Raw genomic sequence first — 14,733 nt, 5'->3', positions numbered from 1 at the left:
ATCATGGCCCTGCGAAAAACACCCACTGCCCCCCTGCACGCTGTGCAGCCCCGCGCCCACGCCCGCGACCTGCCGGGCCTGCAGCAGCAACTGGCCGACCCCGACCCCCGCCACCGCCGTCTGGCCGCACGTGACCTCGCAGCCTTCCCACAGGCCGCCTTGGCCTTGGGCCGGGCCCTGGCGGTGGAGACCGATGCGAGCGTGCGTGAGGCCTTGTTCAACAGCCTGGGCCAACTGTCCAGCGACGAGGCAGTGCAAGCGCTGCTGCCCCTGCTGCGCACCGAGGACGCGGGCTTGCGCAACGGTGCCATCGAAGCGCTGGCCGCCATGCCGCAGGTGGTCGCCCCGTGCATGGACCGCCTGCTGCTGGACCCGGACGCTGATGTGCGCATCTTTGCCGTGAACCTGCTGGGCGAGCTGCGCCACGCCAACGTGCCCCGGTGGCTGCAGCAGGTGCTGCGTCATGAAGCGCACGTCAACGTGGTGGCGGCCAGTCTGGAGGTGCTGGCCGAAGTGGGCAGCACCGCTGACCTGCCCGCACTGGTCAGTGTGCGCGAACGGTTCGGCAGCGACGCCTTCATTCAATTCGCGGCCGATGTGGCCATCAGCCGGATCGAAACGTCATGACCTCCGCCCTGCGCACCCCACCCGCGCGCGTCGAGCGTGTGGTCACCGATGCGGACTTCCTGAAGTTCCGGGAGTTCTTCTATCGCAAGACCGGCATCCACTTCGACGAGAACAAGCGCTACTTCGTCGACAAGCGCCTGGTTGACCGCATGGAGGCCACAGGCGCCGCCAACTTCCGGGAGTACTTCATCGGCCTGCGTTTCGAGGCCGAGGGGCTGGAACTGCAGCACCTGGTCAATTCCATGACCGTGAACGAGACCTACTTCCTGCGGGAGGCCTACCAGTTCGACTGCATGACCAACAGTCTCATGGACGAGTTGGCCACCCGCAAGCGCCCGGGCGAGCCGCTGCGCATCTGGTCCATCCCGTCGTCCACCGGTGAAGAGCCGTACTCGATTGCGATGCAGCTGCTGGAGCGCTGGCCCGGCATCCACCTGCATGACGTGGAGATCCTGTCGTCCGACATCGACACACAGGTGCTGCAAGCCGCACAGCGCGGCGTGTACAGCGCCCGCTCGGTGGCCAACCTGCCCAAGCACTGGCTGGACAAGTACTTCACCCGCCGAGGCGATAACGAATGGGCCATCTCGCGGGACCTGGTTGCCGCGGTGGAGTTCACCCGGGTGAACCTCAGCGACCCGGCCGACACCCAGCGGTTTCGCGACATCGACCTGGTGTTCTGCCGCAACTTGTTGATCTATTTCGACGACGTGTCCCGGCGCGCTGCGGCCGAAGCCTTGTACGACGCGCTCAGCCCCGGCGGCTTCATCTGCCTCGGCCACTCGGAATCCATGAGCCGCATCAGTGCGCTCTACCGCGTGCGGCGCTTCGCCGACGCCATGGTCTATCAGAAACCCCTGACAGGAGAGGCGCCATGACAGCCGCTCGCATCCTGGTGGTCGACGACGCCGCCACCATCCGCATGTACCACCGCAAGCTGCTGGGTGACGCCGGCTGGCAGACCGACGAGGCGATCAACGGGCTGGAAGCGGTTGAAAAAGTGGTGGCTGCCGGCGGGGGGGAGCGCCCGTTCGACCTGTACGTGGTCGACGTCAACATGCCCAAGCTCGACGGCTACGGCTTCGTGCGTGAACTGCGCCGGCTGCCCGCCTCGCAGCAAGCGCCGGTGATGATGGTCTCCACCGAAGCGCAGCTTCAGGACGCCTCCACCGCCCAGGAAGCCGGCGCCAACTGCTACCTGGTCAAACCCGCCCGGCCGGCCGAGCTGGTGCTCACCGCCGCGCTGCTGCTGGGCGACGCGCAGGCCGCGGCCCAGGCTGCCGCGGCCCACCCTGTGAACGGAGGTGCACGATGAACACGAGCACGGAAATGCTCGAGCAGTTCGTGCTCGAAGCTCGCGAATGTTTGGAAACGATTGGACAGCGGCTGCTGGAGATCGAACGCCGGCCCGACGACCCGGCGCTGCTGAACGATTTGTTCCGCTCGGTGCACACGCTCAAGGGCAATTGCGGGCTGTTCGAGTTCGGCGCGCTGGAGCACGTGGTGCATGCCGGCGAAGACCTGCTCGACCAGGTGCGCTCGGGTCGCCTGGTGTACGGCACCGCCATGGCTGACGCACTGCTGGCCGCCATGGACCACAGCGCCGAGTTGATCGACGCCATCGCCACCCACGGCCAGTTGCCCGAAAGCGCCATGGGCCCGTCGCAAACACTGGCCAACGCCTTGCGTGCCTTCTTGAACGGCGGGCCGGTGGCCGCGGCTGCGCCGCGGCCGGAACCGGCACTGCCCTCCCAGCCCGCGCAGCCCACCAGCCAGCCGGCTGCCCAGGCCGCCGCACCGGCTGCTCCGCTGCCGGCCTGGGCGCAGAGCCTGCCGGACGCCTGGAAGGCGCTCCAAAAGCCCGGCTACTGCGTGCTGCGCTACCAGCCCGAGCCGGAGTGCTTCTTCAAGGGCGAAGACCCCTGGGCGCTGGTGCAACACACGCCCGGTCTGGTGGCCCTGGAAGTGCTGCAACCCGCCGACTGGGGGCCCCTGCCCGAGTTCGACTGCTACCGCAGCCTGCTGGGTTTCCTGATACTCAGCAGCGCCCCCGAGGCCTACCTGCAGGAGCACTACCGCTACGTGCCCGAGCAGTGCGAGATCGTCACGCTCACGCCGGAAGCCCCCGCGGCGCAGCAACTCAGCGCAGAGCACCAGGCCCTGCTGGCCCAACGCCTGACGCAGCTGTGGAACGACCAGATTTCGCTGCTGCAGCGCCCCGCGCCAACCGGTGGCACCACGGCCGCCGGGCACCAGGTGCTGAGCCACCTGCTGGCGGTGCGCAGCGAACTGCCGCAGGCCGACGCCGCTGCCCTGGCCGATGCCGCAGCCAGCCTGCCGCCCACCGACGCCAGCCCCTCGGCCCTGGCCGCCTGGGCTCGCCAGCACCACCCGCTGGGCCCCGTGCAGGCCGACCCGACCGCACCCGCAGCCCGCAGCGGTGCTGCACCGGTGGCCGCCAGCGAGGACCCGACCACCGAACGCGGCGCCCACAAGGTGCTGAAGGTGGCCCAGGACAAGATCGACCGGCTGATGGACCTCATCGGCGAAATGGTGGTGGCCAAGAACGCCCTGCCCTACCTCGCCCAGCGCGCCGAAACCCACTTCCGCCAGCGCGAGCTGGCCCGCGAGATCAAGAACCAGTACGCCGTCATCAACCGCATTGCCGAGGACATGCAGCACGCCATCATGCAGGTGCGCATGCTGCCGGTGGGCACGGTGTTCCAGCGCTTCGGCCGCCTGGTGCGCGACATCTCCAAGCGCCTGGGCAAGGAAGTGCAACTCGTCATCGAGGGTGAGGACACCGAAGCCGACAAGAACGTCATCGAGAGCCTGGCCGACCCGCTGATCCACATCCTGCGCAACAGCCTGGATCACGGCATCGAGACCCCGGATGTGCGCCTGGCTGCCGGCAAGCCGGCGCATGGCACCCTGCGGGTCAGCGCCCGACAGGACGGTGACCGCGTGGTGCTGGACATCGCCGACGACGGCGCCGGCGTGGACACCACCCGGGTGCGTGCCAAGGCGGTGGAGCGGGGCCTGATTCCAGCCGACCGTGCCGACGCCCTGACCGAGGCCGAGGCCGTGCAACTGGTGTTCCTGCCCGGCTTCTCCACAGCCGACAGCATCTCCGACCTCTCCGGCCGCGGCGTGGGCATGGACGTGGTGCGCTCCGCGGTGGAGCGCGTCAACGGCACGGTGCAGCTGACCAGCGTGCGCGGCCAGGGCACCACGCTGCAGCTGACGCTGCCGCTGTCGATGGCCGTGACGCACGTGATGATGATCCGCTCCGCCGGCTGCCGCTTCGGCGTGCCGATGGACCTGATCGTCGAGACCGTGCGGGTGCCGGCGGAGGAAATCCACCACTTCAAGGCCGCCCAGACGGTGGTGCTGCGCGGGCGAATCGTGCCGCTGCGCAGCCTGAACGAGCTGCTGGGCATGGACGAGCCCCAAACCCTGAACAGCGAGCGCGAGCACGCGGTGCTGGTGCTGCGCTGGGGCGGCGAGCCCGTGGGCCTGATCGTGGACGAATTCGACGGCACCTCCGACATCATCCTGCGCCCCCTGGAGGGCGTGCTGGGCGGCATGACCGGCTTCGCCGGCTCGGCCCTGATGGGCGACGGCAGCGTGCTGATGATCCTCAACCCCAAGGAGTTGCTCTGATGGCCATCCGCTACCTCAAGACCTACGCCGCGCTGGAAGGCCACCTCGGGGCTGAAGACGCCGAGGGCCTGGTGGCCTGGCTGCGCGAGCAATCCAAGCCGCAGGTGCACCTGGGCAAGTGTGAGTCGCTGCACGCGGCCCTGTTGCAAACCCTGCTGGCGTTTCAACCCCGCATCAAGGCGCCGCCGGCCGACCGCTGGCTTTGCCAGGCGCTGAGCCTGGACGCCCCCCCCACACCCACCGGGAGCCCCGCATGAACAAAACCATCCTCATCGTGGACGACTCCGCGACCATGCTGATGAGCCTGCGCAACTCGCTCACCATCAGCGGCCTCACCGTGGAAACCGCCACCGACGGCAGCCTGGCGCTGGAGAAGCTCAAGGCCGGCCTGAAGCCCGCGCTGATCATCACCGACATCAACATGCCCAAGATGGACGGGCTGGGCTTGATCCAGGAAGCGCGCAAGCTGCTGCGCTTCACGCCCATCCTCGCCCTCACCACCGAGAGCCAGCAGGGCAAGCGCGACGAAGCCAAGCGCCAAGGCGCCACCGGCTGGCTGGTCAAGCCCGTGGGCGGCAACGAGCTGCTGCAGGTCATTCGCCAGGTGATCCCTGGCCTTTGAGGAGAGCGCATCATGGACCCCGATCAATCTGTCGCCGCGCCGGACACCGCGCCGGCCGATGCATCCGCCTCACCGGGCTGGCTGCACCGGGCCGCGCAGTGGACCCGCCAGCACGCTGGCCTCGGTTTGGGCGTGTGCGCCGGTGTGGGCCTGGTGGCCTATGCCCTGCAAGGTGCCACAACCTGTGAAAGCCTGACCGTGCCGCTGGCCTGGGCGGCCGGGGGTGCCTATGCCGGCTGGCAGGCCAAGCGCTGGCAAGACCGTGCCCGCAAGCCCGAGAGCACCGGCGCCCGCATGCAGCATCCACAAGCCAGCAGCGTGGTGGCGCAAGACATCTCGACGCTGCAGCAGGCGTTTGCCGTGCTGGGCCAGCAGGTGAACGCCACGATCCAGACCTCTGAAACCGCCGTGCTCGCCATGGGCGAGCGCATGGCCCGCGTGCACGGCCGTACGGTGGACCTGCGCCAGCGCGTGGTGGATGCAGTGGCCCATTCGGAGAGCCTGTCGGAACAATCGCTGCGGCAGTCGCACGAGCATGCGGCAGCGGTGGCCGACCTCGCCACCCACCAGCAAACCTTCGAGCGCACCCGCATGGAGTTTTTGCAGCGCGTGCGCAACTCGGCCGACCAGGTGCGCCACCTCGCCCCGCTGGCGGAGTTGATCAGCGACATTGCCCGGCAGACCAACATGCTGGCCATCAACGCGGCCATTGAAGCGGCACGCGCCGGCAACGAAGGCTCGGGCTTCAAGGTGGTGGCCGGCGAGGTGCGGCGCCTCTCCACCCAAACCGCAGACGCGGCCAAGCAGGTGACCGAGGGCATCCAGCAGGCGGCCCAGGCCATCGAGCGCGAGGCCATCCAGCTGCAGGCCGAACTGGGCGACAACTCGGCGGCCCAACTGGACGAGATTGCCAAGCACATCACCACCATGAGTCAGACCCTGGCCGAGGTGGTGCCCTACCTGGGGCAACTGTCCACCGAGATGGACCGCGGCATTGCCGACGTGACCTCGGACATCGTCGACACGCTGGGCGACATGCAGTTCCAGGACATCAACCGCCAGTTGCTGGAGCAGATCAACCATGCCCTGGCCAGCCTCTCCAGCCACTTCGCGCAGCTGTACCAGCTGATCGACGGCCAGGCCCCGCCGCCGCCGGTGCTGCTGGAAGAGCTGCTGCAGCTCTGGACCCAAGACTACGTGATGCAAGCCCAGCGTGTGGCCCACGTGCTGGCCATGGGCGGCGGCGAAGCGAGCAACGTCGTACCGCTGCGCGAAGAGGTGGGCCTGCCCGAGCCGCCCGCCGTGCAACTGGCGGTGGTGAACGGCCCGCGCATCGAGCTGTTCTGAACGTCCGACGCAAGGAGTTCTGCCATGTATGCCTTGCCCATGACCGGCCTCGTGCTCAGTGGCGGCGGCGCGCGTGCGGCCTACCAGGTGGGGGTGCTGCGCGCGATTGCCCGCATCCGGCGCGAGTTGCTGCAAGAAGCGCCCGACACCGGCAACCCGTTCGCGGTGATCTCCGGCACCTCGGCCGGGGCCATCAACGGCGCCGGCCTGGCCTGCTACGCCGACGACTTCGACGCGGGCGTGGAGCGCCTGGCCGAAGCCTGGGCCAACTTCCATGCCTCCCAGGTGTACCGCTGCGACACGCTCGGCCTGCTGACCAACGGCCTGCGCTGGATGGGCGTGATGTCCATGGGCTGGACGATGCGGCGCCTGCGCCCGAAGTCGCTGCTGGACAACTCGCCCCTGGCCGAGCTGATGCGCCGGCTGGTGCCCATGCACCGCCTGCCCACCATGCTGGCGCGGCGGCACCTGCATGCCCTGGCGATCAGCGCCAGCAGCTACACCACGGGGCAGCACGTCACCTTCTACCAAAGCAGCACGCCGATTCCGCCCTGGGTGCGCACCCAGCGCATCGCGGCGCAGACCATGCTGGTGCACGAGCACCTGATGGCCTCGTCGGCCATTCCCTTCATCTTCCCGGCGACCCGGTTGCACCACGAAGGCCGCGGCGCCTGGTATGGCGACGGGTCCATGCGCCAGTCGTCGCCCCTGTCACCCGCGATTCACCTGGGCGCCAAGCGCCTGGTGATCATCGGGGCTGGCCGCATGCACCAGCCGCAGGACGAGATCGTGCATGACCACCGCTACCCGTCGCTGGCGCAGGTGGCCGGGCACGCCATGTCCAGCATCTTCCTGGACGCCCTGTCTGCCGACATCGAACGCATGCAGCGCGTGAACCGCACGCTGGAGGGCTTGAGCGCCGACCAGCGGGCCAACCACCCGCTGCAGCCCATCGAGTCCATCGTGATCGCACCCAGCCAGCGGCTGGACGACGTGGCCGCCCGGCACATCCACCGGCTGCCCAAGTCGGTGCAGTTGCTGCTGCGCTCCACCGGCGTGCGCGCCGGCCAGCGCCAGGGCGCGGCACTGGCCAGCTACCTGCTGTTTGAAAGCGCCTACACGCAGGAGTTGCTGGAACTGGGCGAGAAGGACGGCATGGCGCAGCGGGAGGCGCTGCACGCCTTTCTGCAGCCCAGCGAGTTCACGCTGATGCGCACCCAACGACTGCGGGCCGTGGCGCCGCGCTGAGCTTCAGTCCGGCCGCCTCCAAACGGCCGGTTCAATCCGTCCGCTTCAATGCCGGCAGCCGGCGCGAGAGCGGCGGCAGCTGCGTCGGCCCGCCCACCAGCCGTTGGTCGTGGCGGTAGTCGTCATTCACGCGCACAGCCCACTCGCACCCCGCCGCCTGCGCCAGCCCACGCGCCACGGCGTCGAACGTCCAGGCCTCCTCGGCATTGCTGTCCAGGTGGTGCACGCCGGGCTGCGGGGCCTCCAGCAGCGCCAGCAAAGCGGCGGCAGTGTCGTCCATGAACGAGCAGGCCGGTGTCCAGACGCGGCTTGCGTCCACGCCACCGCTGTTGGCCTGCTGGGCGTCCAGCGCGCAGCGCATGTTGTTGCCCCGGCGGTACAGGTCGATCTGCCAGCCGATGCGCGCCAGCACTGCTTGCGGCTGCGCGGCCTGCACCGCGTCTTCACACGCAATCTTGTAGCGGCCGTAGTCGTCTCGGGCGGTGCGTGCGGCAGCCACGTCGTGCGGGCCGTCGGGGTCATGGTCGAACACCATGGCGGTGCTGGTGAACAGGAAGCGCGGGCTGCGCGCGGCCAACCAAGCGGCCCACCGGGCCGATCCCATGGCCAGGTGCGCCACGGCGTCAGGCGCCTGGGCGTCCAGCCAGCGGGCGCTGGCGGCTTCGTCATCGGGGTTCACGGCCTGGCGGTCCCAGCCCAGCACCTCGTGCCCGGCTGCTCGGGCAGCGTCGGCCAGCGCGGGTGCCAGCGTGCCGCCCAGTCCGGTGATCAGCAGCTTCATACGTCCAACGCCCAGCACTGCAGGCGCGAATGCGCCCAGGCGCCACCGCGGGCCAGCACGGCGGCGTCCACGCTGGCGGCGTCCGGGAACACCACCGCGCTCAGCGCCACGGTGCCGTCGCCCGAGAACACCTCTACCGTGCACCGGTCCACCAGCACGCGCAGCGTGATCGGGCCGCTCGCCGCCGGCCACGGCGCCTCCTGCCGCCCGGCCCAGTGCGGCTCGCTCACCACCGCGCCGCTGCGGCTGCGGTCGATCCAGACCGTGCCGCGCCGGTGGTCCACGCCAATTTCGGTGCGCTCACCCTGGGCGCCGCAGCAGAGGTTGAGCGTGGAGCTGTGCGCCTCGCCCGGCGCCAAGGTCCACAGCCATTCGGTGCAGCTGCCCGCGTCGGCCAACACGCCCGGCCCCACCAACTCGCGGGCTGGGCCACGCAGAGCCCGTGTGTCCACGGGTTGCTGCGTCAGCTGCCAGCCGTTCGGGCCGGGCTGCAACCCCAGCTCGCGCGGCACGCTCATGGCGCCGCACCAGGCGCCGGTGGGCGTGTGTTTGGCATAGGCGTGCTGGTTCATCCAGGCCAGCCAGATCGGCGCACGGCCAGGCGGCAAGCCCGCGAACGACAAGGCGGCGTAGAAGTCGCTGCCATGGTCCGCCCAGAAGGCCGGGCCCTCGGGCTGGAACGCGCACCCGTCGAAAGTGCCCACCCAGCACTGCGCGCCGCTGCCCGCCGGGTGGCCCTCGAAGGTGTCCACCTTCAGCAGCCAGCGGCCCTGCGCCGGGAACTCGATCAAATCCGGGCATTCCCAAATCGCCTGTGTGCAGCCGGCCGGGCCGAAGCGGCCCACCTCGGCCCAGGACTTGAGGTCGGCGCTGGCGTAGAACAGCACGCGGTGCTCGTGGGGCAACACCACGGCCATGCACCAGCGGCCAGTGGGTGCGTGCCAGAACACCTTGGGGTCGCGGAAGTCCCGCAGGCCCAGGTCCAGCACGGGGTTGGCATCGTGAGCGGTCCAGGTCAGGCCTTGGTCCAGGCTGTAAGCCAGCTCCTGCGCTTGGCCGCCTTCGGGCCGGCGCAGGCACCCGGTGTAGCAAGCCACCCAGGGCGCCACGCCGTCGCGGCCGAAGCCGCTGGTGTTGTGGTGGTCGATGACGACGGAGCCCGAGAAGATGGACGCGCGCTCGGTCTCCGGAATCGCCACCGGCAGTTCGGTCCAGTGCAGCAGGTCCGTGCTCGTGGCGTGCCCCCAGCTCATGTGGCCCCACACCGCCGCGAACGGGTTGTGCTGGAAGAACAGGTGGTAGAGCCCCGTGGCGGCGTCGTAGATCAGGCCGTTGGGGTCGTTGATCCAGTGCTGCCGCGCGGTGAAGTGAAACCGCGGCCGAAAGCGGTCGGTGCCGGGCGCGCTCACGCCAGCACCCAGCCCCAGGCGGGCAGTGCGTGCCCGTTCCAGGTGCGCGCGGTGGCCGACAGGTTGACGGCCACGCGCACCACGTCGCCCGCCACGCGGCGCTCGAAGGCCACCACGTCCGCCGGCGCGTCCAGCAGCGTCACGGCCCCGCCCGCCGCACCGGCCGCCAGCGCCGGGTGCTGGTGCTTGTAGGCAATGAGCCGCTGGTAGAAGCCGGTCAGCTCGTACTGCTTCCAGGCAATGGCGTCTCTCTCGAAGAACGCGAGGCGCTTGTCCAGCCGCGACTCCTGCCCGTTGTAGATCAGCGGCATGCCGGGCAAGGTGAAGGTCAACACCGCCAGGGCTGGGTAGGCCGGGCCGTACAACTCGGCATCGGTGCCGTGCCAGGAGTTGTAGTCGTGGTTGCTGGTGAAGCGCATGCGCAGGGCCTGCGCGGGGTAGCGGTTCTTGGCCGGGTCGGCCTGGTCGGCCAGCCAGGCTTTGAGCAGCGGCGCACCGCGCTCCCCCTGCCCCACTTTCTTGAACACGCGGTCGGGCAGATCCCAGGAGTAGGTCATGTCGAACGCGCCGCTGGTGTGCAGGTCCACCGCATCGGACTCCGCCAACATGAATAGCGGCTTGATGGCCTCCAGCTCGCGGCGCGCACGCACCCAGAAGTCGGTGGGCACGAGGCTGGCCACGTCGCAGCGGAAGCCGTCCAGCCCGGTCTCTCGCACCCAGAAGGCCATCGCATCGATCATGGCGGTGCGCAGGCCTTCGTTGCGGTAGTCCAGCCCGATCACGTCGGTCCAGTACTCCACGCTGGGCTGGCCTTCGTTGAAGGTCACCGGGAACACCTCGCCCTGCGCGTTGAGCTTGTAGCGCGCCTTGTGGGCCGTGGCCCAGGGGTGGTCCCACGCGGTGTGGTTGGCCACCCAGTCGAGGATCACCTTGAAGCCCAGCTTCTGCGCCTGGGCCACAAAGGCCTTGGCATCCGCCAGCGTGCCGAACTCGGGGTTGATGGCGGTGTAGTCGCGAATGGCGTAGTAGCTGCCCAGCGTGCCCTTGCGCTCTTTCTGGCCGATGGGCTGCCAGGGCATGACCCACAGCACATCCACCCCCAGGGCCTTCAGGCGCGGCAGGTCGGCCTGCACGGCGGCCAGCGTGCCGGCAGCGGAGTACTGGCGCACATTGATTTGGTAGATGACGGCCTGGCGGGTCCAGGCCAGGGCGGCGCGGTCGGAGGGGGCGGGGGCAGCAACAGTCATGGCAGGCAGAGCAAGAGAAGCAGAGGCGCCGAGCACGGCGCGACGGGTGATGGGCAACATGGAAAGGTTCATCCTTTGACGCCACCGGCCGCCAGGCCGGCGATGAGCCAGCGCTGGGCCAGCAGAAATACGACCGTGATCGGCGCGCCCGACAGCAACGCCGCTGCGGCAAAGTCGCCCCAGCGGAAGTTGTGTTCATGCACAAACAGCTTGGCGCCGACCGACAGCGTGAGCAGGTCTTGCTGCGTGAGCAGCACCGAGGCCACGGGGTACTCCACGATGGCGCCAATGAAAGCCAGCAGGAACACCACCGCCAGCATGGGCAGCGACATCGGCAGCAGCACGCGCCAGAAGCTTTGCGCCACGGTGGCGCCGTCCACGCGAGCGGCCTCTTCGATTTCCAGCGGCAAGGTGTCGTAGTAGCCCTTGAGCGTCCAGACATGCATGGCGATGCCTCCGGAGTACGCCAGGATGAGCGAGGCGTGCGTGTTGAGGCCCACCGCCGGAAAGGCCGCGCCCAGCCGGTCGAAGATGGCGTAGATGGCCACCAAGGCCAGCACGGCCGGGAACATCTGCATCAACATCAGCGCCCCCAGCACCACGCCCCGCCCCCGGAAGCGCAGCCGCGACAAGGCATAGGCACAGGTGGTGGAAAACGCCAGCGTGAGCACGCCGGTGGCGGTGGCCACGACGATGGAATTCCACAGCCAGCGCAGCACCGGCAGGTCGGGCTCCAGCACCCGCCCATCAGGCAGCGTGGTGGGCAGGCCCAACACGAAGCGCCAATGCTCCCAGCTCACGTTCTCGGGCCACAGCGAGCCCACCGCGAAGTTGCCCGGGCGCAGCGACACCGACAGCACCACCACAAAGGGCAGCAGCACCAGCGCGCACAGGCTCAGCAGAAACAAATGCGCCGCCACCTTGCGCCAGCGCTGCGACTTGGGTTGCACGATGGCCATGTCAGCGCCGTCCTTCCTGGGCCTGCTGGCGGGTCAGGCGCATTTGCACCAGCGTGATGCCGGCCACCAGCACGAAGATCAGCGTGGACACCGCCGCAGCCAGGCCGAACTGCTGGCCCGAGTCTTGAAAGGCAATGCGCCAGGTGTAGGTCACCAGCAGGTCGGTGGTGCCGGCGGGCAAGGCGGCGTCGAGCTGGTCCGGCCGGCCGCCAGTGAGCAGGCTGATCAGCACGAAGTTGTTGAAATTGAACGCGAAGCTGGCAATCAGCAGCGGCGTCAGCGGCTTCAGGATGAGCGGCAGCGTGATCTGGGAGAAGTTCACCCACGGCCCCGCGCCGGCCTCGGCGCTGGCTTCGTACAGGTCGGCCGGGATGGACTGAATCAGCCCGCTGCACAGCACCGTCATGTACGGGAACCCCAGCCACAGGTTCACCAGCAGCAGCATTAGCCGCGCGTAAGTGGGGTCGGAGAACCACGCCGGCTTCACACCGAACAGGCCGTGCAGCACGAGGTTGATTTCCCCCAGGTTCTGGTTGAACAGGCCCTTGAACACCAAAATGGAAATGAAGGCCGGCACCGCGTACGGCAGGAACAGCACCAGCCGGTACACCGAGCGCCCTTCCAGGCTTTGCCAGTTCAGCAGCGCCGCCAGCACAAGCCCCAGGGCGGCCGTGAGCGCCACGCTGCCGGCCGCGAACAGCACCGTCCAGCCGAACACGGCGGCGAACGGCGCGCTGAGCCGGGCATCGGTGAACAGCCGCGTGTAGTGCTGCCAACCCACGGACACACGAAAGCCCGGCTGCAGCCGGTCACCGGACGCGCTGGTGAAGAAGCCGGTGCTCGCGTCGGGCCGAAAGACCCGGCCCGTGGTGGCCTCGCGCAGGCTGCCATCGGCATCGGCGGTGAACAGCGGCGTTTGCACCGCGAACTCGCGCAGCGTGGCGAGCCGATACGCCGGCCCCTGCGGGAGTCGCAGGGTCAGCGTGCGCAAGCGGGCGAGGTGCCGCACGTGCAGCCTCAGGTTCGGGGCATCGGGGGCATCGGCCCGGTCGGCGTTCGGCGGCGCCGCGGGCCACGGCAGCGGGCTGGGCAGCGGCTGCAGCGGCAGCACGCGCGGCGTGGCGGCGTCATCCAGCGGCACCGGGGCCGCGCCCTCCCTTTCCAGTTCGAGCCACAGGCCGGCAGCGGTGTCGTGCAGGTGAAAGGCGCGCTCGCTGCCCTCGGCCTGGCGGTGCTCGGCCAGCAGCAGCGCGCGGGCCTCGTCCAGCGGCAGCAGGTTGCGCGCGCTGTAGTTCGTGAAGCCCATGCCCACGGTGAACACCAGCGGCAGCACCACGAACACGCCCGCCGCCAGCAGCCCCGGCAGCAAGAAGCGCAAGGCCGCGCTGCGCCCGGCCGTGTAGGCCCACAGCACCAGGGCACCCGCACCGAGCAAGGCCGCGGCCAGCAGCGGCTGGCCTTGGGCGTACAGAGCTTGCAGGCCGAACAGGCCCAGCAACGCCGCCGCGGCGGTCAGCGCGGCCCGAAGTCGCCGTCCCGTGGCCGTCACAGCCCCGCCTCCAGGATGCGCTGGCGCGCGCCGGCCAGGGCCTCGGCCGCGCCTTGCCGGCCCTCGGTCATGGCGGTCAGCGCGGATTTCATCGCCGCCCAGAAGCGACCCATTTCCGGGATGCTGGGCGTCACCACCCCGTCGCGTGCTGACGCCACCAGGCCCGCGATGCGGTGCCCGTTCGGGCGCTGCAACAGCTCGGCCAGAAAGCGCTGGCTCGCGGCGGCGCCGATGGGCTCCGCCGCGTCCAGATCGCGCAGGCCCTCGGGCGTGAGCAGGAAGTGCTCCAGAAACTCGATGGCCACCTCCCGCTGCCGGCAGGCGCGATTGATCATCATGCCCCGCACGCCCACAAACGGGCTGGCCGCCGCACCGCCCACAGCCGGCACCGGCACCACGCCAAAGTCCACGCCCACCCGCTGCAGGTTCACCCAGCTCCAGGGGCCGTTGATCATCATCGCCACCCGGCCCGTGGCGAGTGCGGCCTCCATTTCGGCATAGCCACTGCCGGCGGGCATGCGGCCCTCTTGCACCAAGCGCGCGATCAGCGCCGCGCCGCGCACCGCGCCGGGCTGCGCCACGCCGGTGTCGCGCGCATCAAAGCTGCCGTCGGGCCGACGCTGGAAGGCGTAGCCCGCGTCCGGGCCGCGTGCGGCCAGCAGCGGCCAGGAGAAGTAGTTGTTCGTGTAGTCCCACAGGATGGCGCGACGCCCTTGGCGCTGCAGGCGGTCGTCCAGCGCCACCACCTCGTCAAACGTCTTGGGCGGCTGCGGCACCAGGCGGCGGTTGTAGATGAGTGCCACCGACTCGATGGCGTACGGGTAGCCCCAAACACGCCCTTGCCAGGTGAAGCCCTCCCACGCCACGGGGGTGATGTCCTCACGCAGAGCGCGCGGCGGCGACACAGCTTGCAGCAGGCCGCCCGCCACCCATTCGCCCAGCCGGTCGTGGCTGTAGCTGTAGATGTCGGGGCCCTTGCCGGCTGAAGCGGCCTGCTGGAACTTGCTGGGCCCGTCGTCCGGCGTCTCGATGACCACCGGCACGCCCGTCGCCGCCGTGAAACGCTCGGCCACGCGGCGCATGCCCGCGGCCCCCTGCACCGTGAACCACACCACCAGCGGCGCCTGCTGGCCCACGGCAGCGGGTGCTGCGGCCGCCTCGCGCCCAGAAGCCCACGCGCAGGACAGGCCTGCCACGCCGAGCTGGCGGCGCGTCAGCATGCGTGCCCCCACACGGCAATCGATTTCAACGCGCGACGGCCCTGCGCAGGAGAGGAGCAAA

Annotated in this window: 14 protein-coding genes; 8 read left to right on the top strand and 6 right to left on the bottom strand. The window is 69.5% G+C overall.

The window, feature by feature from the left end:
• Positions 1–3 precede the first annotated feature (3 nt).
• The 8 genes from ACG01O_RS10355 to ACG01O_RS10320 are packed head-to-tail and all read left to right on the top strand — an operon-like array spanning position 4 to position 7,507.
• On the top strand, positions 4–627 hold the full coding sequence (locus ACG01O_RS10355; RefSeq protein ID WP_394384138.1) for a HEAT repeat domain-containing protein: 624 nt from the start codon (positions 4–6) through the stop codon (positions 625–627).
• Positions 624–1,505, top strand: a complete 882-nt coding sequence (locus ACG01O_RS10350; RefSeq protein ID WP_394384137.1) for a CheR family methyltransferase — start codon at positions 624–626, stop codon at positions 1,503–1,505. The genes ACG01O_RS10355 and ACG01O_RS10350 overlap by 4 nt, the downstream gene beginning before the upstream one ends.
• A complete protein-coding gene (locus ACG01O_RS10345; protein ID WP_394384135.1) occupies positions 1,502–1,942 on the top strand; it encodes a response regulator in 441 nt (146 codons plus the stop codon). The genes ACG01O_RS10350 and ACG01O_RS10345 overlap by 4 nt, the downstream gene beginning before the upstream one ends.
• A complete protein-coding gene (locus ACG01O_RS10340) occupies positions 1,939–4,290 on the top strand; it encodes a chemotaxis protein CheA (protein WP_394384133.1) in 2,352 nt (783 codons plus the stop codon). The genes ACG01O_RS10345 and ACG01O_RS10340 overlap by 4 nt, the downstream gene beginning before the upstream one ends.
• A complete protein-coding gene (locus tag ACG01O_RS10335) occupies positions 4,290–4,547 on the top strand; it encodes a hypothetical protein (protein WP_394384131.1) in 258 nt (85 codons plus the stop codon). The genes ACG01O_RS10340 and ACG01O_RS10335 overlap by 1 nt, the downstream gene beginning before the upstream one ends.
• Positions 4,544–4,912: a response regulator gene (locus tag ACG01O_RS10330; RefSeq protein WP_394384129.1), complete on the top strand. Its 369-nt coding sequence runs from the start codon at positions 4,544–4,546 to the stop codon at positions 4,910–4,912. The genes ACG01O_RS10335 and ACG01O_RS10330 overlap by 4 nt, the downstream gene beginning before the upstream one ends.
• A gap of 12 nt (positions 4,913–4,924) precedes the next feature.
• A complete protein-coding gene (locus ACG01O_RS10325) occupies positions 4,925–6,259 on the top strand; it encodes a methyl-accepting chemotaxis protein (protein WP_394384126.1) in 1,335 nt (444 codons plus the stop codon).
• Positions 6,260–6,283: 24 nt separating this feature from the next.
• The gene (locus tag ACG01O_RS10320) at positions 6,284–7,507 is read left to right on the top strand and encodes a patatin-like phospholipase family protein (protein ID WP_394384124.1); all 1,224 of its coding nucleotides are present in this window, start codon (positions 6,284–6,286) and stop codon (positions 7,505–7,507) included.
• A gap of 31 nt (positions 7,508–7,538) precedes the next feature.
• Here ACG01O_RS10320 and ACG01O_RS10315 read toward each other — a convergent pair whose 3' ends face one another.
• The 6 genes from ACG01O_RS10315 to malE form a co-directional block, all read right to left on the bottom strand.
• Positions 7,539–8,288, bottom strand: coding sequence for a sugar nucleotide-binding protein (locus tag ACG01O_RS10315; protein WP_394384122.1), 750 nt, complete (start codon positions 8,286–8,288; stop codon positions 7,539–7,541).
• A complete protein-coding gene (locus ACG01O_RS10310) occupies positions 8,285–9,697 on the bottom strand; it encodes a glycoside hydrolase family 32 protein (protein WP_394384120.1) in 1,413 nt (470 codons plus the stop codon). Before ACG01O_RS10310 ends, ACG01O_RS10315 begins: the two co-directional genes overlap by 4 nt.
• Positions 9,694–10,944, bottom strand: a complete 1,251-nt coding sequence (locus ACG01O_RS10305) for an alpha-amylase family glycosyl hydrolase (RefSeq protein ID WP_394384118.1) — start codon at positions 10,942–10,944, stop codon at positions 9,694–9,696. The genes ACG01O_RS10310 and ACG01O_RS10305 overlap by 4 nt, the downstream gene beginning before the upstream one ends.
• A 68-nt stretch (positions 10,945–11,012) precedes the next feature.
• On the bottom strand, positions 11,013–11,903 hold the full coding sequence (gene malG / locus ACG01O_RS10300) for a maltose ABC transporter permease MalG (RefSeq protein WP_394384115.1): 891 nt from the start codon (positions 11,901–11,903) through the stop codon (positions 11,013–11,015).
• A gap of 1 nt (position 11,904) precedes the next feature.
• On the bottom strand, positions 11,905–13,452 hold the full coding sequence (malF, locus tag ACG01O_RS10295; RefSeq protein ID WP_394384112.1) for a maltose ABC transporter permease MalF: 1,548 nt from the start codon (positions 13,450–13,452) through the stop codon (positions 11,905–11,907).
• Positions 13,449–14,672 (bottom strand): maltose/maltodextrin ABC transporter substrate-binding protein MalE, encoded by a 1,224-nt coding sequence (gene malE, locus ACG01O_RS10290; protein ID WP_394384109.1) that lies wholly within the window; start codon positions 14,670–14,672, stop codon positions 13,449–13,451. Before malE ends, malF begins: the two co-directional genes overlap by 4 nt.
• Positions 14,673–14,733: the final 61 nt, after the last annotated feature.

The organism is Pelomonas baiyunensis, assembly GCF_043555935.1.
In the GTDB taxonomy this organism is placed as follows: Bacteria; Pseudomonadota; Gammaproteobacteria; order Burkholderiales; family Burkholderiaceae_C; genus Pelomonas; species Pelomonas baiyunensis.
The sequence above is the reverse complement of the archived record's forward strand: the minus strand, read 5'-3'. Positions and strand labels throughout refer to the sequence as shown.